Below are 19,884 nucleotides of genomic sequence, written 5' to 3'. Positions count from 1 at the left end.
ATTCGATATAGGCGGTTCCGACGGAGGTCAAAGATTATCGTGAATTTCGTGAGCTATAACATACAGTACGGCTTCGGTCTCGACGGCCGATACGATCTAAAGCGGATTGCCCGGAGCCTCGAAGGCGCCGATGTCATTGCACTGCAGGAGGTGACCCGCGGCTTTTCCCGCAACGGTTTTGCCGACATGGTGGCTGACATTGCTGCCTTCTTTCCCGACCATTTCTGGGTGTATGGGCCAGCCTGCGATATCCATATCGACGGGGGCGAAGGCGGGCTGCAGCCGGTGCGCGGCACGCGTTTTCAGTTCGGCAATATGGTGCTGTCGCGCTGGCCGATCCTGTCGACGCGGACGCTGCTTCTGCCACGCAGCCGGACGATCGCCAAGATCAACCTGCAGCGCGGCGCAACGGAGGCGCTGGTCGCCGCTCCCGGCGGGGCAGTCCGCGTCTATTCCGTCCATCTCGACCACGTCTCCGCCGACGAGCGCATTCGCCAGCTGCAATTTTTGAACGCCCAGATCAAAGCCTTCATGCAAGAAGGCGGGTCGTTGACAGGGGGCGCCGAATTCGAACTGCCGGAGCCGCCGCTGCCGGAGGATTATGTCATCGTGGGTGATTTCAACATGGAGCCGGAATCGCCGGAATATTGCGCGCTTGCCGGTGCCGGTGGCGGATATTACGGCCGCGTGGCGAGGATCGGCACGCCGGTTGACGCCTTTGCGGCGCTTCAGGCCTATCGCCCGGAGAGCTACAGCTGGATGGATCCTGAGGATCACGGTAAACGCATGCATCTCGATTACTGTTTCGTCAGTTGCGGCCTGGAGGGCCGGTTGAAATCCGCCCGGATCGATACGCAATCCGTCGGGTCCGATCATTTTCCGGTGTGGGTCGAGATCGGAGACTAACGGAGGCGCCGCCGGTGCGGCGGCGCCTCCTGTTTGACTAAGCAACCTTCCGCGGCTGCAGCGCGCCCGGCTGCAGCACGGTTTCGATGTGCGACACCATGGTGTTGCGGGCGAAACAATAGATTTCGCCGCAACCCGTCATGCGGAACCCGAGCTTCTCCTGCAGCCGCAGCGAAGCAGGGTTGTCGGCGAAGACACCGGAATGAACAGGCGTCTCAGGCATGCGGCGCGAGAAGCGCTCGATGATCGCCGCCACCGCCTCGCTCATATAGCCGCGTCGCCAGTAGTAGCGGTTCAGCCAATAGCCGAGGTGCCAGCGGCCGTGGCGCAGCTCGATCGAGACGGTGCCGATATGGACATCGTCCTTGCCAGTGATTGCCAGCGACCAGTCCGGCAGCGTGCCTGACGTGACCGGCATCAGCCAGTCCAGCGCATCCTGCCGGTCGAACGGCGCGGGGACGCGGGAAAGCATGCGCGTCACCGCGAAATCGGAGAGCGATTCCGCGATGGCGGGCGCATCGCTCAGCCGGTGGGGGCGGAGCGTCAGCCGTGCAGTCGGGATGACCGGCGCGGGGCCGGGCATCATCGGCCTGGTGTCCGGCCTTTGCAGTGCCGACGTGCTCATGCGATGTTCCCCCAGCTTCGGAGCGACATCCAGGTCTTGCGGTCGAGCCTGTACCATTCCACAGGCACGTTGCTGCCGAGCGCCAGCGAAGCGGCAAGCCCCGATCCCTGGAACTGGAAGCCGCACTTCTGGATGACGCGCCGCGAGGCGACGTTCATCACCCGGCAGCGGGCGTCGATCTGGTCTACGTCCTGCCGCGTCCGGAACACCATGTCGACGAGGGCATGGCAGGCCTCGGTGGTGTAGCCCTGGTTCCAGTAGGGCTCACCCAGCCAGTAACCGATCTCGACGGTCTTGCCGTCGTTATGCGGTTCCACGCCGCAGCACCCCATGAAGGCGCCGTTTTCGGCTTTGGTGATGGCATAGACGCACTTGCCAATCTCGCCATTTCGCGAACGCCAAACAAAGTCGGCGGCATCATTGGCGGTATAGGGGTGCGGCATACGCGATACCATGGTGGCGACTTTGGCGTTGTTGGCGAGATGGGCAAGGGCGTCGATGTCTTCTTCGTGGGGCGCGCGCATGACGAGCCGTTCCGATAACAAGACAGGGCAATCGGTCCTTAACCGCTCCGGCCTCAGCCGTTCCTTGGAAGACCGCTGGTCTTCCCGGGAAGACCGTGATTGGTCCACCCTTATCAATTCGCCTTGCATGTTCAGTCCTCCTGTTTGGACAACGAAAAAGGGGAGATGGCGCCCCATCTCCCCTGTTTTCTGGACTGAACCTGGTACGGCCAGCCGGGTCGATGAGACGCCGGCTGTTTTAGAGCGCTACCGGCTTATTCCGCTGCTTCCGCTTTCGGCATGACAGACACGTAGACGCGACCGTTGGCCTTCGTTCGGTAATCCACATTGCCGGCGGTAAGTGCAAAGATCGTGTGATCCTTGCCGAGGCCGACGTTGGAACCGGGATGCCACTGCGTACCGCGCTGACGCACGATGATGTTGCCTGCGATGACGGCTTCGCCGCCGAACTTCTTCACGCCAAGGCGCTTGGATTCGGAATCGCGACCGTTGCGCGAGGAACCGCCAGCTTTTTTATGTGCCATTGGAGTTCTCCTTTAAACCTGAAACCCGTTGATCTTACTTGGCAGCCACGATGTCCGTGATACGGACGACCGTGTGATGCTGGCGATGGCCGCGCGAACGCTTCGAATTCTGACGACGGCGCTTCTTGAAGGCGATGACCTTCTTGCCGCGGGTCTGGTCGACGACTTCCGCCTTGACGGAGGCGCCGGCTACGAAGGGCGCACCGATCGCCGCGTCGGCGCCTTCGCCGATCACGAGCACTTCGGTGAATTCAATGGAGTCGCCAGCGGATGCTTCAAGCTTCTCGATGGTCAGCACGTCGTTGGCTGCCACACGGTACTGCTTACCGCCGGTCTTGATGACTGCGAACATTTTTTATCCTTTCATGTTCGTTCCGGCGCTCCCCGCGATCGAAGCAGATGGCCGTCTTTTTATCAGTCGAAGTTAAGCAGGGATTTCAGGGAGCTAGCCCGGAATTCTGGTCTGCCGGTGAAACCCCGCGCGAGCGCGAGGCGGGCAAGGGGCGGACTACTCCACTCCTATTGCGGATGCGGGATACGCGAGTGACGGAAAGGTGTCAAGGCAAAAGGATGGAAAAGCTCGATATTTCGGCTTGCCAACCTGGCATAGGCCCGTTATGAGAACGCCCGCGCCGAACAAGCGCCGACCTGACCGCGGAGAGGTGGCAGAGTGGTCGAATGCACCGCACTCGAAATGCGGCATACCTGCAAGGGTATCGTGGGTTCAAATCCCACCCTCTCCGCCACTCGTTCACTGTCCATGCCGGCTTCACAAATCTGATTTTTCAGGCGAGATCGGCCGCCCCCTCTGAATGCAATTGGCGGTCAAGGCCGGCGGTAGTTCGCCGCCAGCAGCGCCGCCAATTCGGCGCGGCAATCGTTGAGCGGGCCGACATCCTGGCTTGCCTTTGCCATTGTCATGGCGCCGGAATAGGCGGCAATGACCAGCGTTGCAATTCTCGATGGAATAAGCCCGACGGCGCGTTTTTCTTCCAGATCTGCCGCAAACTTGGCGGAGAGCGCTTCATGCCAGGCTTCGAACACGGCACCGACAAGCGCGCGCATTTCCGCGTCAAGCTGCGAAACTTCCATTGCCATATTGTTGAGCGGGCAACCGGAGACCCGGTCCTTTTGCGTCAGTTCACCGATGATGGCTTCAAAAATCAGGTCTATGGCGGTCGGTGCATCCACACATGTGTGCAGCGGTTCGATCCATGTCTGCCGAACGGCGGCGGCGACGCGATCGCGGATGACTGCAAGCCCGAGGTCACGCTTTGCAGGAAAATGATGTGCCAGTGCGCCGCCGGACACTGAGGCCCTCTCGCGCAGTTCCAGCATGCCGGTTGCGAGATAACCCTGGGTGACAAAGGCGTCATAGGCAGCATCGATGATCCTGCGGCGCACGCCTTCGGGGTCGTTGATTCTCTTGTTTTCGATCATGGCGTCTCACGGGAACCGACGCTCACTCTAGCAGCTTGACAAAACAGGTCAATTGTCCTGTGATAAAACAGGATGATTGACCTGTCAGGAAAAGCCATGGACTCTCACATCATATTCGAGCTTCGCCGCTACCGGGTTCTTCCCGAGCGCAGGGAGGCGTTGATCCACCTGTTTGATCGCGAGTTCGTTGAGCCCCAGGAGGCGTTGGGCATGCGCGTCGAAGGGGAGTTTCGCGATCTCGACGACCCCGATTGTTTTGTGTGGGTTCGCTCCTTCAAGAACATGGATGCCAGAACGGAGGCGCTCGCATCCTTTTATTCGGGCCCAGTCTGGAAGGAACATGGACCGGCCGCCAACGCGACGATGCTCAATTCGGACAACGTCCTGCTGCTGAAGCCGGCGGCCGGCGTTCTTCCATTTGCGCATAACCTGCCGAGGGAGAAGGAGGCGGAGCGCGCGCCCGCACAGGGGCTGATCATCGTGAACATCTGCTCGCTCGCACCCGGAACGGATGAAGGCTTCTCGGAATTTTTCAGCGACAAGGCGATGCCGGCCATGCTGGCGGCCGGTGCGCGGATCGAGGCGGTGTTTATGACCGAGCGAAGCAGCAACGGTTTTCCTCGCCTGCCGGTTCGCGAGGGAGAAACGGTGTTCGTGTGGTTTGAAGCTCACGCGGATCAAAGCGGTGCCGCCGCCTACCAGCATCGATTGCGGCAGAATCCAATCTGGACGGCGGAGATTTATCCATGGATGGACAGTCAGTGCTGGCGGAGGATCGATGTCGCGCGGTTGACGCCGACGTCGCGGTCGCTTTGCGCCTGGTGAGTGCCCGCTGATCGGCGCAACTCGGTTCCAAAGGCAGATCGTCGACAAGTTTTGGATACCGCAGTCCGGATTATCGATCTCAGAATCGACCCGAAGCAACTTTGTCATGTCTTTGCGGTTGAACGGCTCGTTTTGCGAACTATCATCAGGATCATAGTGGCGGCGCGTCCTCTCGCCCCCATCTTCATCTCATCGCCACCCATTCCGTCGTGATTGCTCCCACTATCAACCGAGGTTTCCCATGCGCATCGCCGTCGGTGGCATTCATACCGAATGCAGCACATACAATCCCGTTCTGAATGAGGAGAAGGATTTTCGGGTGTTGCGCGGGGAAGGGCTGCTGGAATCCCCCTATTTCGCTTTTCTGAAGGATTATGATGCCGAGTTCCTGCCGACGATCCATGCCCGCGCCATTGCCGGCGGGCCGGTTTCGCGTGCCACCTATGAGGCCTTCAAGAGCGAATTACTCGAGCGGCTGAAGCCGCTGCTGCCGCTCGATGGCCTCTACCTCGCCATGCACGGCGCCATGTATGTCGAGGGCATGGAGGATGCCGAAGGCGACTGGATCGGTGCGGCCCGCGCGCTGGTCGGCGAAGCATGCACCGTCTCGGCAAGCTACGACCTGCACGGCAACGTCACCCAGCGCATCATCGATGCGCTCGACATCTACTCCACCTATCGCACCGCGCCGCATATCGATGTCGAGGAGACGATGCGCCGCTCGGTCTCGATGCTGGTCAAGAGCCTGAAAACCGGCGTAAAGCCATTCGTTCTCTGGGCGCCGACCCCGGTCCTCCTGCCCGGCGAGCGCACCAGCACGGTCGATGAGCCGGCGAACAGCCTTTATGCCAGGTTGCCCGAGATCGACGCGATGGATGGCGTCTGGGATGCGTCGCTGATGGTCGGTTACGTCTGGGCCGACGAACCGCGCGCCACGGCCGCTGCCATCATGACCGGCACTGATCGTGCCGTGCTGGAGCGTGAGGCGAGGCGGCTCGCCAGGGCCTATTGGGATGTTCGCGAAGACTTTGTCTTCGGCTGCGAGACCGGTCCGGTCCAGGAATGCGTTGCCAAAGCGATCGCCAGCCCGACCGCTCCTGTCGTGCTCGCCGAATCCGGCGACAACCCGACAGGCGGCGGCGTCGGGGACCGGGCCGATGTCCTGGCCGAATTGATCGCCAAAGATGCTGACGGCGTCGTCTTTGCCGGTATCGCCGACAAGGCGGCGACCGAAGCCTGTTATGCCGCGGGGGTGGGTGCGCAGCTTGTCTTGAGCGTCGGCGCCTCGCTCGATACCAAGGGCAGCAGGCCGGTCAACGCGCGCTTCACCGTCAAGTTCCTGTATGAGACCCCCGACCTCGCCGATCGACAGGCGGTCGTTTCGATCGGCGGCATCGATCTCGTGGTCTCGGCCAAACGGCGGCCCTACCACAATATCGCCGACTTCACCCGGCTCGGCCTCGACCCGCATGGCGCCAAGATCATCGTCGTCAAATCGGGCTATCTTTCGCCGGAACTGGCCCCGATCGCCAATCCCAACCTGATGGCGCTGTCGGAGGGCGTGGTCGATCAGTTCGTCGAGCGTCTGCCGCGGCTGCGCAAGCAGCATCCGACCTATCCGTTCGACAAGGATTTTGCCTTCGAGCCGCAGGTCTTCCTCTCCGCGCGCTCGCCACAGGCTTGAGTCCCAGCGATCCGAACGGGAGATGATTTCCCAAGGAGGATGTTCGGCATGACCGGATTTACCACCCGACCTGAAATTCTCGGCACTTTCGGCGTCGTCACCTCGACGCACTGGATCGGCTCTGCGGTCGGCATGAGCATTCTCGAAAAGGGCGGCAACGCTTTCGATGCGGCGGTGGCGACCGGCTTCGTGCTGCAGCTCGTCGAGCCGCATCTCTGTGGCCCCGGCGGCGACCTGCCGGCGGTGATCTATTCGAAGAAGAAGGACAAGGTCGAGGTCATCTCAGCCCAGGGGTCAGCACCCGCCGGCGCGACGATCGAACACTATACCGGGGAAGGCCTGACACTGATCCCCGGCGACGGCCTGCTGGCGACGGTCATTCCCGGCGCCTTCGACGGCTGGATGCTGATGCTGCGCGACTACGGCACGATGAGCGTGCGCGAGGTGCTGGAACCGGCGATCTATTATGCCGAGCACGGCCATCCGTTGCTGCCGCGGGTTTCGGCGACCATCAAGGGGCTTGCGGCATTTTTCGAAAAGGAATGGCCGACCTCCCACGAAACTTGGCTGCCAGGCGGCAGCGTTCCCGAAGCGCAGGCGAATTTCCGCAATCCGGCGCTGGCCGAAACCTGGAAGCGCGTCATTGCCGAAGCCGAAGCAAAGCGCGGTCGGGAAGCACAGGTGCAGGCGGCCCGCGACACCTTCTATCGCGGCTTCATAGCCGAAAAGATCGACGCCTATCTGAAGACCGCCGAAGTGATGGACGCAAGCGGCAGCCGCCACAGGGGCGTTTTGACCGCCAACGACATGGCCAACTGGTCGGCGACGATTGAGGAACCGCTGACCTATGATTATCACGGCTGGACCATCGCCAAAACAGGGCCCTGGGGTCAGGGGCCTGTCTTCCTGCAGACCCTTTCGATTCTGAAGGGGTTCGACCTCGCCGCGATGAGACCGAATGGCGCCGATTTCGTTCATACCGTTGTCGAGGCGATGAAGCTCGCCTTTGCCGACCGCGAAGTCTATTACGGCGACCCGAATTTTTCCGAGGTTCCCGTCGCGCATCTGCTGTCGGAGAATTATGCTGCCGAACGCCGCAAACTGGTCGGCGCGGATGCCTCCTTCGACCTTCGACCCGGCATCATTCCGGGTTTCGAAGCGCAGCATGATCTGACGATGAAGATGCTCGGCGCCGATTCGCAGACCGGCGCCGTCTACGAGCCCACCATGGCTCATTTGTCTGAAAAGCGCGGCGACACCGTGCATATCGACGTGATCGACCATGACGGCAACATGGTCTCCGCCACGCCGTCCGGCGGCTGGCTGCAGTCTTCGCCAACCGTGCCCGGCCTCGGCTTCTGCCTCAATTCCCGCGCGCAGATGTTCTGGCTGAAGCCTGGCCTGCCAACATCGCTTGCTCCGGGAAAACGGCCGCGCACGACGTTGACGCCGTCCCTCGGCCTCTATGAAGGCCGCCCGACCCTTGCCTTCGGCACGCCGGGCGGCGACCAGCAGGAGCAGTGGCAGCTTTCCTTCTTCCTGCGCCATATCCATCACCAGCTGAACCTGCAGGCGGCGATCGATCAACCGCTCTTTCATACCGCTCATTTTCCGAGCTCCTTCTATCCGCGCAGCCGCGAACCCGGCAGCCTGATAGTGGAAGAGAGTTTCGGTCCGGATGTACTCGAGGCGCTCGCCCGAAAGGGCCACAAGCTGACGATCACCGATCCTTGGGCGATCGGCCGGCTGACGGCCGCACGACGCGATGCCGACGGGCTGATGCGCGCCGCAGCCACCCCGCGCCTCATGCAGGCCTATGCTGTCGGACGATAATGGGCTGCTTTCCAGAGCGCCCCCGTCGGCAACAAGTATTGCCTGACATAGACTGTGCCGGTGCGGTGCGCGGCGGTGCTTTTGCTGCACCGCTTATATGACTTATGCTAGATATTAATTCACCGATAATTGTTAACGACCGACCGCCTCTGTTTGTGTTCTCTTATCCCTACGAATCAAAATGGTTTGATTTGCCTGGGGACGACCACCATGTTCAAGCATGGGTCGATGCAACAGTTGGGTAGGAGCCTATGCTGCAACGGATCGAAGACATTGATGCAGCCCTCATCGACAGGTTGCAGCATTCGGCTTTCAAGTACTTCCTGAAATATTCCAATCCCGAAAATGGCCTGGTGGCCGATACCTCGATCGCCGGCGTGCCCGCGAGCATCGCCGCCGTCGGCTTTGCACTTTCCTCCTATCCCGTTGCCGTCGAACGGTGCTGGATCAGCCGCAGGGAAGCGGCCGAGCGCACGGTCAATACGCTGCGTTTCTTCGCCGAGGCGCGCCAGGGCGACGAGCGCCATGCGACCGGCCATCGCGGTTTCTTCTACCATTTTCTCCACATGGATAGCGGCAATCGTGCCTGGAACAGCGAGCTTTCGACCATCGACACGGCGCTGCTCATCGCCGGCGTGCTGACCTCAGCGCAATATTTCAATCGCGAAGACGAGACCGAGACTGAAATCCGTGAGCTCGCGACCTTCATCTACGAACGCGTCGACTGGCGCTGGGCGCTGAACAAGGGCGACACGATTTCCATGGGCTGGAAGCCTTCGTCGGGCTTCCTGCGCTGGCGTTATCACGGTTTCGACGAGGCGATCATTCTTTATGCGCTGGCACTCGCCTCGCCGACACATCCCGTGCCGCAGTCGAGTTACGACGCCTTCACATCGAGCTATTCCTGGATGACGTTCGGCGACCAGCCGTATCTCTACGCCGGCCCGCTTTTCATTCATCTCTTCTCGCATGCCTGGATCGATTTCCGCGGCATCCAGGACAGACCGATGATGGATCGCAACTGGGACTACTTCCGCAATACCCAGGTCGTCATCAACATGCAGCGCGACTATGCCGAGCGCAATCCCGGCGGTTTCGTCGGTTACAACAGGAATGTCTGGGGCTTTACGGCCTGTGACGGCCCGCCGCCCACCCGGCGCATGCGCGGCGGTCGGCAGCCGAAGGTCCTGGGTTATGCCGCCCGCGGCGCGCCGCTCGGACCCGATGACGGCACGATCGCACCCTGGGCGGCACTCGCCTGCCTGCCCTATGACCGGCAGGCGGCTCTCGACGGCACCAAGGCGCTTTTGACCACCTATCCGAACCTGCTGCTGGAAGGCGGCTTCCCCGGCGGCTTCAATCCGACTGTGCAGACCAAACGTCCGGAGGGCTGGGTGGACGACCGCACCGTCGGCATCGACCAGGGCCTTGTCGTCATGACCATCGAAAACGAGCGTTCCGACTTCATCTGGAAGCTGATGCGGCAATCGCCGGTCATCCGCCTCGGACTTGAGCGCGCCGGCTTTACCGGCGGCTGGCTCGAGGGCGCCGAGCCGCAAGAGCTGGTGCGCCGGGTCGGTTAGCCCGCATGTCCAATAGGACGCGCAGGCTCTATTGTTCAGCGCTCGAAGACGTGCGCCTTGCCTGATATATCCAGGCGAACGAGATCGCCTCGCGAGGGAAGGGCGACGCTCGAGGTCTTGATCCGGATCGGCGGCAGGGCAACGCCGTCGAGCGAAACGGCGACGGTGCAGACCGCGCCACCGAATTCCACCTCGACAACCCGTCCGCCGTAGTCGCGATCGCTTTCATCGGCAACGACGCGGATCTGCTCGGGCCGCAGCATGATTTCCGCCTTGCCCTGACGGCCGCCTTCGACGGCGACATGGCCGAGGGCGCAGTCGGCAAGGCCGTTCCTTATGATTGCCGGAAGCAGCACGGCATCGCCGAGGAACAGCGCCGTCTCGCGATCCCTGGGATGCAGATACAGGGTTTGCGGTGATCCCGCCTGGATCAGCCGCCCTTCCCTCAGAACCGCGACCTGATCGGCAAAACTCAGTGCCTCTTCCTGATCGTGCGTCACGAGAACAGCGGTAATGCCGGCCGCCTGCAGCACGCGCGCGACAGCCTTGCGCATGTTTTCCCGCAAACCGGTGTCGAGCGCCGAGAAAGGTTCGTCGAGCAGCATCAGCCGCGGCTTGCGGCCGAGCGCGCGGGCGAGCGCCACGCGCTGCTGCTGACCGCCGGAAAGCTGATGCGGGCGCCGCACCAGCATGCCGCGGTCGAGCTCGACCATATCGAGCAGTTCGGCGATGCGCCGCTCACGATCGGCAGCACCCCGTTCGAAGCCGAAGCCGATATTTTCAGCCACGCTCAAGTGCGGGAACAGCGCGCCATCCTGGGAGACGATGCCGATGCCCCGTTTGTGAGCCGGCACCGCCGCCGAGCCATCGGCCAGCACGTCGCCATCCAATGTCACCCTGCCGGCGTCGGCTTGCTCGAAGCCTGCGATGATGCGCAGCAGCGTCGTCTTGCCCGAGCCGGACGGCCCGATGACGGCGGTGCGGCTACCGGCCTGGACATCGAGCGAGATATCCTTCAGCGCCTGGACAGGCCCGTAGCGCTTGCTGATGTTTTCGATCGTAAGCAGCGTCATTGGCCGGCGGTCCGTTTCGATTGCGTATAAAGCGTCAGGGTGAGCGGCAGCGACAGCACGACCATCATGAAGGCGTAAGGGGCGGCCGAGACGTAATCGATCTCGCTCGTCAGCGACCAGAATTTCGTCGCCAGCGTATCGACCCCGTTCGGAGAGAGCATCAGAGTTGCCGTGAGTTCATTGGTTATGCCAAGTGCGGTCAAGGCGATGCTGGCAGCGGCTCCCGGTGCGGCAAGCCGCATGGTGATCTGCCGCACTGCCTGACCGGGGGTGCGGCCGAGGCCCATCGCGGCGCGCTCCAGTTCCACCGGTGCCTGAGCGATGCTGGCGCGTAAGCCGACCATGGCACGGGGCAGGAAAAGCATCACATAGGCGACGAGCAGCGTTGCGAAGGTCTGATAGAGCGGCAGCACGAGACGGACGGTGATCGTCACCAGCGCCAGCGCCACGACGACGCCGGGCAGCGAGCCGACATAATAGTGGCAGGCTTCGAGCACGCGCTGGAAACGGCCGGGCGCGCGAACGGAGAGCCAGGCCATGGGGGCTGCGGCAATCGTCGCCAGCACGCCGCCGGCAAGAGCGAGCGCCATCGTCTGCAGGAAGGCACTGCCGACCTCGATGCGCCAGATCCCGCTGCCGCCGAGATAGAGCCAGCGGCCGAGTGTCATCAACGGCACGCCGAGCGTCAGCACCGCCAGGACGACAGGCAGCAGGATGGCCGGCACCACGAACCAGCCGAGACGCCGGCGATCGGCCGGACGCGGCGAGCCAGAGCCGACGCGGGCATAACGTTCGTTGCCGCGCAGCAGCACTTCGAGGCCGAGCAGGAAAAGGCAGCAGGCAACGAGCACGCCGCCGAGCATGTTGGAGGCCGGGCTGTTGTAGGAGGATTGGAACTGGTCGACGATCGCGGTGGCGAAAGTATCGAACCGGATCATGACGAACAGGCCGTATTCCGACAGCAGGTGCAGCGCAATCAGCAGCGAGCCGCCGCAAATGGCAAACCTCAACTGCGGCAGCACGGTGCGGAAGAAGACGCGCCAGGGATCGAGGCCAAGGGAGGCGGCGGCATCCTCGATGGCCGGATCGAGACGGCGTAGCGTTGCGGCGACCGGCAGGTAAAGGAATGGATAGTAGGCGATGATAGAAACGAAGACGCCGCTCTGCAGGCCGCGCATGCCGGGAATGAGGCTGACCCAGGCATAGCTGTGCACGAAGGCCGGCACCGCGAGCGGCGCGATCGCCAGCCAGGCCCAGAGCCTGGCGCCCGGAATGTCCGTTCGTTCGGTCAGCCAGGCAAGCGTCACGGCCAGCGCGATCGACAGCGGAATGGTGGCCGTTTCCAGGAGGACCGTATTGATGAGGAGTTCGCCGACACGTGGCCGGAAGACGAGCGTTTTCACCGTTTCCCAGCCGACATCGTAAGTGATCCAGCCGATGAAACCGAGCGGCACGAGACTGAAGATCGCGATGACGGTCGCGAGAAGCATCACGGACGCGTGCGGCTTGCGCCGGCGCGGCAATAGTATTCGCGCGGCCTTCGGCGCGACCGGCGCCTTGTTGCCGGCTACGAAAAATCTGTTGTCCTGCAGCAAGGCCGATGCCTTCATACGCTGAAAAAGGAGGGCAACCGTCTTGGAAAGACAGTTGCCCGATCCCGTCATGCCCTAAGGTTTTCTTGAGCCAAAAGCAATAGTTTTGGCTGCTGCAAGCCTGCGGCAGAAAGCCCAAAGCATTCCCCGCATCAGCGCTACGACACTAGAGAGCCTAGATCAGACCTGCCGCCGTCATCAATTCCACGACCTTCTTGCTGTCCAGCGTCGAAGCTTCGACCTTCGGCGCATTGAGGTCGGCAAGCGGAACGAGCTTGTCGTTGGAAGGAGCGTCCTTGCCGACGGCATATTCATAGGACGTGCCGTCCTTCAGCACGGCCTGGCCTGCTTTGCTGGTGACGAATTTCAGGAAAGCCTGCGCTTCCTTCATGTGCTGCGTGGACTTCAGGACGCCGCCGCCCGAAACGCTGACGAAAGCGCCCGGATCCTGGTTCTTGAAGTAATGCATGCCGACATTCTTGCTGTTCTCGCCGGTCTTCGCCTGATCGCCGAACCAGTAGTAGTGATAGATGACCGCGCCTTCGACTTCACCAGCATTGACGGCCTTCATAGCGACGCTGTTACCCTTGTACGGCGTCGCATTGTCCTTGAGGCCCTTCAGCCATGCCTTGGTGGCGTCTTCGCCCTTCAGTTGCAGCAGGGCGGCGACGATAGCCTGGAAGTCGGCGCCGGCGGGCGCTGCACCCCAGCGGCCCTTCCAGGCGGGATCGGCGAGGTCGAGCAGCGACTTCGGCAGCTTGTCTTCGCTGAGCTTCGTTTTGTCATAGGCAAACACCGTCGTGCGGGCGGCAATGCCGGTCCACATGCCGTCGGCAGGACGATACTGCTCCGGAACCTGATCCAGTGTTTCCTTTTCGACCGGGGCGAAGAGGCCGGCGCCGTCGACCAGCGTCATGGCCGGCGAATTCTCGGTCAGGAAAACATCGGCGGGGGATGCGTCGCCTTCCTGAATGATCTGGTTGGCGAACTGCATGTCGCTGCCCTGGCGCATGGTGACCTTGATGCCTGTCTCCTTGGTGAAGGCATCGATCCATTCGCGGCCCAGGCTTTCGTGCTGCGCATTGTAGACGACGAGACCTTCATCCTGCGCATTGGCGCTGCCTGCGAGCGCCGTGGCGGAGAGAAGCGACGCGGCGAGCGTCAGCACGCGGGAAAAACGGTTAAAAGCAATAGTCATGATGGCCTCCATGGCAATGTCACCCTGCGGGTAGGCGTATATTTTTCTTGACTACCTATTTCAAGTTTCGTCGCCGAGAAAAAAGCATCACGATATCTTGACCCGATAATTCAGATCGCCGGGAATAAACTCGATGGTGCCAAAAAGGCGACGCTCAGCCAGCGTCGCCCTCGTTTGCCGACAAAGTCTCCTCCGTCATGCTCGGCCTTGTGCCGAGCATCTAACAACCGCAGTTTCTTTTCAGAAAATCGTCTATTTTCAGATGCTTAATTGGCCGTCGCAGATCCTCGGCATAAGGCCGAGGATGACGTCGCGGTTTTTGAGCGGTTTGTCAGCAGCCAAAAGGCGACGCTCAGCCAGCGCCGCCTTTCCAGCGATTTTGCTTATTCGACGTCGAACTTGACGCCTTGCGCAAGCGGCAGTGTGCTGCCGTAATTGATCGTGTTGGTGGCGCGGCGCATATAGGCCTTCCAGGCATCGGAGCCGGACTCGCGTCCGCCGCCGGTCTCTTTTTCGCCGCCAAAGGCGCCGCCGATTTCGGCACCGGAGGGACCGAGGTTGACGTTGGCGATGCCGCAATCCGATCCGCGCGCCGAGACGAAGGTTTCCGCCTCGCGCATGTCGTTGGTGAAGATCGACGACGACAATCCCTGCGGCACGGCATTGTGCAGCGCCAACACCGCGTCGAAATCACTGTATTTCATCACGTAGAGAATGGGCGCGAAGGTCTCGTGCTCGACCGGACCGGTCTGATCTGGCATTTCGACGAGCGCGGGGCGAACGTAGAAGGCATCGGCGGAACCATTGTCGACGCGTTCGCCGCCCGTCACCTTGCCGCCGGCCGATTTGGCCTCGCCAAGCGCTGCCTGCATCTTCTCGAAAGCCTGGCCGTCGATCAGCGGGCCCACCAGTGTGCCTGTTTCGAGCGGATTGCCGATGGTGACCGAGCCATAGGCCTTCTGCAGGCGCGGCACCAGCTGGTCGTAGACGCTTTCATGGACGAAGAGACGGCGCAGCGTCGTGCAGCGCTGGCCCGCCGTTCCCATGGCGGAGAAGGCGACGCCCCGCAGCGTCAGGTCCAGATCGGCGCTGGGGCAGACGATGGCGGCATTGTTGCCGCCGAGTTCGAGAATGGCGCGGGCAAAACGCTGCGACAGGCGCGGGCCGACGGCGCGGCCCATGGCGGTCGAGCCGGTGGCGGAAACGAGCGGGATCTTCGGGTGGTCGACCAGCACCTCGCCGACCTCGCGGCCGCCGATGATCAGGGTCGACAGATTGGCCGGCGCCTTGCCGCCCTCGGCGACGAAGCGCTTCACGGCCTTTTCGAACAGCGCCTGCACCGCAAGCGCGGTCAACGGCGTTTTTTCCGACGGTTTCCAGACGGTGGAATTGCCGCAGACCATCGCCAGCGCCGCATTCCAAGACCAGACGGCGACCGGGAAGTTGAAGGCGGAAATGATGCCGATCGCGCCGAGCGGGTGCCAGCTTTCCATCATCCGGTGTTCGGAGCGTTCGGTGGCGATCGTCAGGCCATAGAGCTGGCGCGACAGGCCGACGGCGAAATCGCAGATGTCGATCATCTCCTGAACCTCGCCGAGGCCTTCGGAGGTGATCTTGCCGACTTCGATCGAGACGAGGCGGCCGAGCGCCGTCTTGGCGCTGCGCAGCTCCTCGCCGATCAGGCGGATCAGTTCGCCGCGCTTTGGCGCCGGCACGGAACGCCATTCGAGGAACGCTTTGTGCGCCTCTTCGATCGCCACTTTCGTTTCGGAAACGGAATGTTCTCTGAGCTTGCCGATTTCCTTGCCGGTGACGGGCGAGGAGACAGACAGCGTGCCGCCCTGATAGCGGCCGGCATCGACGCCGAGTTCGGCGAGCAGCTTGGCGGTTTCGGTGGCGAGATCGAGGACGGCGATGGTCATTGTCGTGTTTCCAATCTTATTGTTCTCAGAAGCGGGCATCGGCGAAATGGGCGACCTGAGCGCCGGCTTCGTACCATAGTTCCTTGAGCGCACGGAAGCTCGGCTCGCTGGGTGACGTCAGCGGCAGCGGCAGATCGGCCTCGGCAAGCCGGCCGAGAATATGGTCGGCCAATGTGCGGCCGAAGACCGTGCCGGGGGCTATGCCGCGGCCATTATAGCCCGAAAAGCCGATGACGTTCGGGGCGAATTTGTGGAAGCGCGGCAGCGCATTGTCGGTCATGCCGATCTGGCCATACCATTCGCATTCGAATTCGACATCGCCGATAATGGGAAAGAGCCGCTTCAGCGCACGTTTGGCCCAGCCCTTGTGTACGGCAAGGCCGGTATTGCGCAGCGCGCCGACGCTGCCGAAAACGAGACGTCCAGCCTGATCCATGCGGAAGGAGGAGAGAATATCCTTGGTGTCCCATGCGCCTTCTCGCCCCGGCAGGATCGACTGACGCAGATTGTGGCCGAGCGGCACGGTGGCGAAATTGAAATAGGGCAGATAGACCTGCTCGTTGCGCACCTGCTCGAAGGGGCCGGTGCTGTAGGCATCGGTCGCGACGATGATCCAGTCCGCGCTGACTTCGCCGCTTTCCGTCTTCACGGTCCAGCGGCTACCGCGACGCTCGGTTGCGATGACGGGGCTCGATGTATGGATGGCGACGCCCGCCTTGACGGCGGCATGGGCGAGGCCGCGCGCATAGGCAAGCGGCTGCAGCGTTCCGGCGCGCAGATCGAGCAGTGAGCAGGCATAAGCCTCGCTGCCGGTGCGCTTGGCCGTTTCAGCCGCATCGAGCAGCACGACGGGCGCGCCGCGGGCAGACCATTGCGCCGCACGCTCCTCGATCTCCTTCAGCCCGTCGGCGCCGACGGCGCAGTGCAGCGTGCCGTTACGCTCGAGTTCGCAGGCGATCGCATGTTTGTCGATCAATTCCATGACGAGCTTCGGCGCGTTGCCGAGCATTTCGAGCAGGCGTTCACCATGGACGGGGCCGAGCACGCCGGGCAGGTCGTTGGGCATCACCCACATGCCGGCATTGATCAGGCCGACATTGCGTCCAGCACCGCCGAAGCCGATCTCCTTCGCCTCCAGCAGCACCACCTTCGACCCGGCTTCGGCTAGATGCAGGCCGGAGGACAGGCCGGTATAGCCGCCGCCGACGATAACGACGTCTGCCGACACCGCGCCTTGGAGAGGCGAGGTCGCCGGCGGTTCGCCGGCGGTCTTTTCCCAGAGGCCGTGGGAGCGCGGGTCATTCAGCATGGCATAGTCCGACCGGATTGAAACCGGACTACTCTAGCGCATAAGAACAGGTGTTGAAGCGGCGATTTCACGCAAGGGTCCTCAGCTGCAGGCCCGCGACCCCGAGCGCCTCCATCGCGGCCTCCAGCGATGCGGCCTGCCGTTCCGCATAAAGCGCCAGTTCGTCCTGAGCGGTTGCTCCAAGTGCGGTCTCGAAGGCATCGCGGTTCGAGCGCGTCGCATAATTCTGCTGCTGGTCGGTGCCGAGATTCGACTGGAAAATGCCGGCCGCGCTGACGGGCAGGAAGTCTTCGTAGACGATCGGCGCAAAGGCGAGGTAGCCCTTGGCAACAAGCGCTTCTGGATCGCGCGGCAGTGGCCCGGCGACCGCGGCGGCGATGCCCGCCGGCGTGGCGGAATAACGGAAGAAGGCGAGATCCTGCTTGCGCAGCTCATCCCAGCCGTCCGGCAGCGCCTTGAAGCGCTCGGCCAATTCCTGGTCATAGGCGCCGGCCTTGGCGCCGCCGGCGCCGACCTGCACTTCGCCGCGAACCGAGGCGAGCAGCCGGTCGTAAAGCGCGCGGCCCTTGGCCGTCAACGCCACGCCGCGCTGCTCGATCTCGCCGAAGCGGGCGGTGTGCGTGCCCTGGACCGTACCCTCGTCACCTGAGAAGACGATCGCCTCCTCCAGCGCTTTGAAGCTCGTCTGCCGCAGCAGGATGTCGCACTGCCGGCGCGGCGGTCCTTCGATGACGGCTTTCGGGGTAATGCCGCGTTCCGGCATGCGGGCCTGGACCGCATCGATATCGAGCGTGCGCGGCGTCAAGTGGTTGATGTGCGGCCCCTTGAAGCTGACGACGTCGGCGATCAGCCGATGCGCGTCGTGCAGGCGCTTGTAGGTTTCGGCGCTGACAGTGGCCTCGCCGTGCCAGCGGAAGGTTTCAAGCGCCTCAGCGACGAATTCGCTCGCTTCCGCTTCCGTGAGACCGCCATTCTGCTCATGACGCTCGATCAGCGCGATGGCGCGCGGCGTATAGATGCGTCGCGCTGCCAAAATGGCCTCGGCTTCCCGGCGCAGGCTTTCATCCTCGATCAGCTCCAGGCGCAGCAGCGAGGTGAAGACGCGGAACGGATTGACGTTCAGCGCCGCCTCGTCGATCGGCCGGAAGCAGGTGGAATGAACCGGCACGCCGGCGACCGAAAGATCGTAATAACCGATCGCCTGCATGCCCATGACGGCAAACAGCCGACGGATGGTGAAAAGCTCTTCCGCCGTTCCGAGCCGGATGGCGCCGTGACGCTCGATATCGATGCGCTCAAGTTCGTCGGCGCTGGCGAAGCGTTCGCGCAGAGCGGGGTCCCTTTCGAGGCAGCCGGCATTCACATCCGCGACCAGTTCGATCAGCGTGCCGTATTGCGGCACCTCCGTCCGGTACATCTGCGACATCGCCTCGGTGAAAAGCGATCGTATATGGTCTGTGGAAACGAAGGCGTGCGGCATCTTGGAAAAACTCCGGCTCATTCCGTTTTTGCAGGATGAAACTCTTTACAATCGCGGGAAACCCGAAAATATCGACATTTCGGAAATAGCTCATTCTGAAACGGAATGATCATGCTCGCTTCAAGACGTTTTCTGCCGTCGATTTCACATCTCGCCGCCTTCGAGGCGGTCGCCCGCACCGGCAGCGTGACGGCGGCGGCGCGCGAACTCGATCTGACACAGAGCGCCGTCAGCCGTCAGGTCAGCGCACTGGAGGAGCAGCTTGGCGTCGAGCTCTTCCTGCGCGAACGCCAGACCATGCGGCTGACGCTCGCCGGCGACGGCTATGCCCGGGAGATTCGCGAGGCGCTGCGGCGCATCTCGAGCGCTTCCTTGAACCTGCGCGCCAATCCGCATGGCGGCACGCTCAATCTCGCCATCCTGCCGACCTTCGGCACGCGCTGGCTGGCGCCACGCCTGGGCCGCTTTCTTAGCACCAGTCCCGGCGTGACCATCAATCTGGCGACCCGGCTTTCGCCCTTCGACTTCCGGCTCGATTCGATCGACGCCGCGATCCACTTCGGCCACGCGCACTGGCCCGGCGCGGAACTGACCTTGCTGATGTCGGAACGCACAGTGCCGGCCTGCAGTCCCGATTTCCTGAAGCAGCACAGGATTTCGCGCCCAGAGGATCTGCTTGCGGTTCCGCTTCTGCATCTGACGACGCGCCCCGATGCCTGGGAACAATGGTTCGCCGGCAATGGCGTTTCCTTCGAAAGCGTGCACGGCATGCTCTTCGATCAGTTCGCCACCGCAGCGCAAGCCGCGATCGCCGGTCTCGGTGTCGCCCTGTTGCCGACATTCCTGATGCAGGAAGAACTCGGGCGCGGCGATCTCGTTGCCGCCGTCGACCGGGAGATGGAGAGCCGGGAGCGCTATTATCTTGCCTGTCCCAGCGAGCGCGCCGATTATGCCCCGCTCGCCGCCTTTCGCGACTGGATCGTCGCGGAAGCGACGGCCGGACGGACCACGTGAGGAACGGCTTGCATCCGCATGGCGCTTTCGACCATTATGCGGGCCAAACAACGTTGCAGGAAATTTCCATGAAGCCGATCTTCGTCCAGCTCCAATGCGCCCCCGGCAAGACCTATGAGGTCGCCGACGCCATCTACCAGACCGAGCTGGTCTCCGAGCTCTATTCCACAAGCGGCGATTACGACCTGCTGTTGAAGGTCTATATCGAGGAAGGCCAGGATATCGGCAAGTTCATCAACGACAATATCGCCAATATTCCAGGCATCGTCCGGTCGCTGACGACGCTCACCTTCAAAGCTTTCTGAACTCCCGTCAGACACGATTAACCCTGTTGCGAAGAATCGCTTCCGCA

Annotated in this window: 18 protein-coding genes and 1 tRNA gene; 8 read left to right on the top strand and 11 right to left on the bottom strand. The window is 62.4% G+C overall.

Annotated elements, in window-relative coordinates:
* Positions 1–39 precede the first annotated feature (39 nt).
* Positions 40–906, top strand: coding sequence for an endonuclease/exonuclease/phosphatase family protein (locus B5E41_RS03740; protein WP_088391143.1), 867 nt, complete (start codon positions 40–42; stop codon positions 904–906).
* Between the two features lie 37 nt (positions 907–943).
* On the opposite strand, the gene B5E41_RS03735 is transcribed toward B5E41_RS03740, so the two are convergent.
* The 4 genes from B5E41_RS03735 to rplU all read right to left on the bottom strand — a co-directional run bounded on the left by B5E41_RS03735 (position 944) and on the right by rplU (position 2,931).
* Positions 944–1,531, bottom strand: a complete 588-nt coding sequence (locus B5E41_RS03735) for a GNAT family N-acetyltransferase (protein ID WP_085860724.1) — start codon at positions 1,529–1,531, stop codon at positions 944–946.
* Positions 1,528–2,184 carry a GNAT family N-acetyltransferase gene (locus B5E41_RS03730; protein WP_064696443.1) on the bottom strand — a complete coding sequence of 219 codons (657 nt, stop codon included), beginning with the start codon at positions 2,182–2,184 and terminating at the stop codon, positions 1,528–1,530. The genes B5E41_RS03735 and B5E41_RS03730 overlap by 4 nt, the downstream gene beginning before the upstream one ends.
* A 125-nt stretch (positions 2,185–2,309) precedes the next feature.
* A complete protein-coding gene (gene rpmA / locus B5E41_RS03725; protein ID WP_004676172.1) occupies positions 2,310–2,579 on the bottom strand; it encodes a 50S ribosomal protein L27 in 270 nt (89 codons plus the stop codon).
* 34 nt (positions 2,580–2,613) lie between these two features.
* A complete protein-coding gene (gene rplU, locus B5E41_RS03720) occupies positions 2,614–2,931 on the bottom strand; it encodes a 50S ribosomal protein L21 (RefSeq protein ID WP_007824851.1) in 318 nt (105 codons plus the stop codon).
* A 304-nt stretch (positions 2,932–3,235) separates the two neighbouring features.
* Here rplU and B5E41_RS03715 point away from each other — a divergent pair.
* Positions 3,236–3,325: transfer RNA gene (locus B5E41_RS03715), tRNA-Ser, on the top strand.
* Between the two features lie 79 nt (positions 3,326–3,404).
* Here the strand turns inward: B5E41_RS03715 and B5E41_RS03710 are convergent.
* Positions 3,405–4,019, bottom strand: coding sequence for a TetR/AcrR family transcriptional regulator (locus tag B5E41_RS03710; RefSeq protein WP_088391141.1), 615 nt, complete (start codon positions 4,017–4,019; stop codon positions 3,405–3,407).
* 96 nt (positions 4,020–4,115) lie between these two features.
* Between B5E41_RS03710 and B5E41_RS03705 the strand changes: the two genes are divergently transcribed.
* The 4 genes from B5E41_RS03705 to B5E41_RS03690 all read left to right on the top strand — a co-directional run bounded on the left by B5E41_RS03705 (position 4,116) and on the right by B5E41_RS03690 (position 9,944).
* The gene (locus tag B5E41_RS03705) at positions 4,116–4,844 is read left to right on the top strand and encodes an NIPSNAP family protein (RefSeq protein ID WP_088391139.1); all 729 of its coding nucleotides are present in this window, start codon (positions 4,116–4,118) and stop codon (positions 4,842–4,844) included.
* A 241-nt stretch (positions 4,845–5,085) separates the two neighbouring features.
* Positions 5,086–6,528 carry a M81 family metallopeptidase gene (locus B5E41_RS03700; protein ID WP_088391137.1) on the top strand — a complete coding sequence of 481 codons (1,443 nt, stop codon included), beginning with the start codon at positions 5,086–5,088 and terminating at the stop codon, positions 6,526–6,528.
* A 48-nt stretch (positions 6,529–6,576) separates the two neighbouring features.
* Positions 6,577–8,361: a gamma-glutamyltransferase family protein gene (locus B5E41_RS03695; protein WP_088391360.1), complete on the top strand. Its 1,785-nt coding sequence runs from the start codon at positions 6,577–6,579 to the stop codon at positions 8,359–8,361.
* Between the two features lie 251 nt (positions 8,362–8,612).
* A complete protein-coding gene (locus tag B5E41_RS03690; protein WP_088391135.1) occupies positions 8,613–9,944 on the top strand; it encodes a glucoamylase family protein in 1,332 nt (443 codons plus the stop codon).
* Positions 9,945–9,979: 35 nt separating this feature from the next.
* Here the strand turns inward: B5E41_RS03690 and B5E41_RS03685 are convergent, their stop codons facing one another.
* The 6 genes from B5E41_RS03685 to hglS all read right to left on the bottom strand — a co-directional run bounded on the left by B5E41_RS03685 (position 9,980) and on the right by hglS (position 18,539).
* Positions 9,980–11,017 (bottom strand): ABC transporter ATP-binding protein, encoded by a 1,038-nt coding sequence (locus tag B5E41_RS03685; protein WP_088391133.1) that lies wholly within the window; start codon positions 11,015–11,017, stop codon positions 9,980–9,982.
* The gene (locus B5E41_RS03680) at positions 11,014–12,681 is read right to left on the bottom strand and encodes an ABC transporter permease (protein ID WP_088391131.1); all 1,668 of its coding nucleotides are present in this window, start codon (positions 12,679–12,681) and stop codon (positions 11,014–11,016) included. The genes B5E41_RS03685 and B5E41_RS03680 overlap by 4 nt, the downstream gene beginning before the upstream one ends.
* A 103-nt stretch (positions 12,682–12,784) precedes the next feature.
* Positions 12,785–13,807: an iron ABC transporter substrate-binding protein gene (locus tag B5E41_RS03675; protein ID WP_088391358.1), complete on the bottom strand. Its 1,023-nt coding sequence runs from the start codon at positions 13,805–13,807 to the stop codon at positions 12,785–12,787.
* A 383-nt stretch (positions 13,808–14,190) separates the two neighbouring features.
* Entirely contained in the window at positions 14,191–15,729 is a 1,539-nt protein-coding gene (gene amaB / locus B5E41_RS03670; RefSeq protein WP_088391129.1) for an L-piperidine-6-carboxylate dehydrogenase, read from the bottom strand.
* 25 nt (positions 15,730–15,754) lie between these two features.
* Positions 15,755–17,038 (bottom strand): NAD(P)/FAD-dependent oxidoreductase, encoded by a 1,284-nt coding sequence (locus tag B5E41_RS03665; protein ID WP_088391127.1) that lies wholly within the window; start codon positions 17,036–17,038, stop codon positions 15,755–15,757.
* A 67-nt stretch (positions 17,039–17,105) separates the two neighbouring features.
* The gene (hglS, locus tag B5E41_RS03660; protein WP_088391125.1) at positions 17,106–18,539 is read right to left on the bottom strand and encodes a 2-oxoadipate dioxygenase/decarboxylase HglS; all 1,434 of its coding nucleotides are present in this window, start codon (positions 18,537–18,539) and stop codon (positions 17,106–17,108) included.
* Between the two features lie 84 nt (positions 18,540–18,623).
* Here hglS and B5E41_RS03655 point away from each other — a divergent pair, with 84 nt between their 5' ends.
* Positions 18,624–19,532 carry a LysR family transcriptional regulator gene (locus B5E41_RS03655; RefSeq protein WP_088391123.1) on the top strand — a complete coding sequence of 303 codons (909 nt, stop codon included), beginning with the start codon at positions 18,624–18,626 and terminating at the stop codon, positions 19,530–19,532.
* A gap of 68 nt (positions 19,533–19,600) precedes the next feature.
* Positions 19,601–19,837, top strand: a complete 237-nt coding sequence (locus tag B5E41_RS03650) for an Lrp/AsnC ligand binding domain-containing protein (protein WP_003567502.1) — start codon at positions 19,601–19,603, stop codon at positions 19,835–19,837.
* The last annotated feature ends 47 nt before the right edge of the window (positions 19,838–19,884 follow it).

Source organism: Rhizobium esperanzae (assembly GCF_002204185.1).
GTDB classification, from domain to species: Bacteria; Pseudomonadota; Alphaproteobacteria; order Rhizobiales; family Rhizobiaceae; genus Rhizobium; species Rhizobium esperanzae.
The sequence above is the reverse complement of the archived record's forward strand: the minus strand, read 5'-3'. Positions and strand labels throughout refer to the sequence as shown.

Excerpts from the sequence above, each read along its gene's own strand:
- B5E41_RS03735 (WP_085860724.1), bottom strand. The coding sequence starts at position 1,531 with ATGAGCACGTCGGCACTGCAAAGGCCGGACACCAGGCCGATGATGCCC.
- B5E41_RS03730 (WP_064696443.1), bottom strand. The coding sequence starts at position 2,184 with ATGCAAGGCGAATTGATAAGGGTGGACCAATCACGGTCTTCCCGGGAA.
- rpmA (WP_004676172.1), bottom strand. The coding sequence starts at position 2,579 with ATGGCACATAAAAAAGCTGGCGGTTCCTCGCGCAACGGTCGCGATTCC.
- rplU (WP_007824851.1), bottom strand. The coding sequence starts at position 2,931 with ATGTTCGCAGTCATCAAGACCGGCGGTAAGCAGTACCGTGTGGCAGCC.
- B5E41_RS03710 (WP_088391141.1), bottom strand. The coding sequence starts at position 4,019 with ATGATCGAAAACAAGAGAATCAACGACCCCGAAGGCGTGCGCCGCAGG.
- B5E41_RS03705 (WP_088391139.1), top strand. The coding sequence starts at position 4,116 with ATGGACTCTCACATCATATTCGAGCTTCGCCGCTACCGGGTTCTTCCC.
- B5E41_RS03700 (WP_088391137.1), top strand. The coding sequence starts at position 5,086 with ATGCGCATCGCCGTCGGTGGCATTCATACCGAATGCAGCACATACAAT.
- B5E41_RS03695 (WP_088391360.1), top strand. The coding sequence starts at position 6,577 with ATGACCGGATTTACCACCCGACCTGAAATTCTCGGCACTTTCGGCGTC.
- B5E41_RS03690 (WP_088391135.1), top strand. The coding sequence starts at position 8,613 with ATGCTGCAACGGATCGAAGACATTGATGCAGCCCTCATCGACAGGTTG.
- B5E41_RS03685 (WP_088391133.1), bottom strand. The coding sequence starts at position 11,017 with ATGACGCTGCTTACGATCGAAAACATCAGCAAGCGCTACGGGCCTGTC.
- B5E41_RS03680 (WP_088391131.1), bottom strand. The coding sequence starts at position 12,681 with ATGACGGGATCGGGCAACTGTCTTTCCAAGACGGTTGCCCTCCTTTTT.
- B5E41_RS03675 (WP_088391358.1), bottom strand. The coding sequence starts at position 13,807 with ATGACTATTGCTTTTAACCGTTTTTCCCGCGTGCTGACGCTCGCCGCG.
- amaB (WP_088391129.1), bottom strand. The coding sequence starts at position 15,729 with ATGACCATCGCCGTCCTCGATCTCGCCACCGAAACCGCCAAGCTGCTC.
- B5E41_RS03665 (WP_088391127.1), bottom strand. The coding sequence starts at position 17,038 with ATGCTGAATGACCCGCGCTCCCACGGCCTCTGGGAAAAGACCGCCGGC.
- hglS (WP_088391125.1), bottom strand. The coding sequence starts at position 18,539 with ATGAGCCGGAGTTTTTCCAAGATGCCGCACGCCTTCGTTTCCACAGAC.
- B5E41_RS03655 (WP_088391123.1), top strand. The coding sequence starts at position 18,624 with ATGATCATGCTCGCTTCAAGACGTTTTCTGCCGTCGATTTCACATCTC.
- B5E41_RS03650 (WP_003567502.1), top strand. The coding sequence starts at position 19,601 with ATGAAGCCGATCTTCGTCCAGCTCCAATGCGCCCCCGGCAAGACCTAT.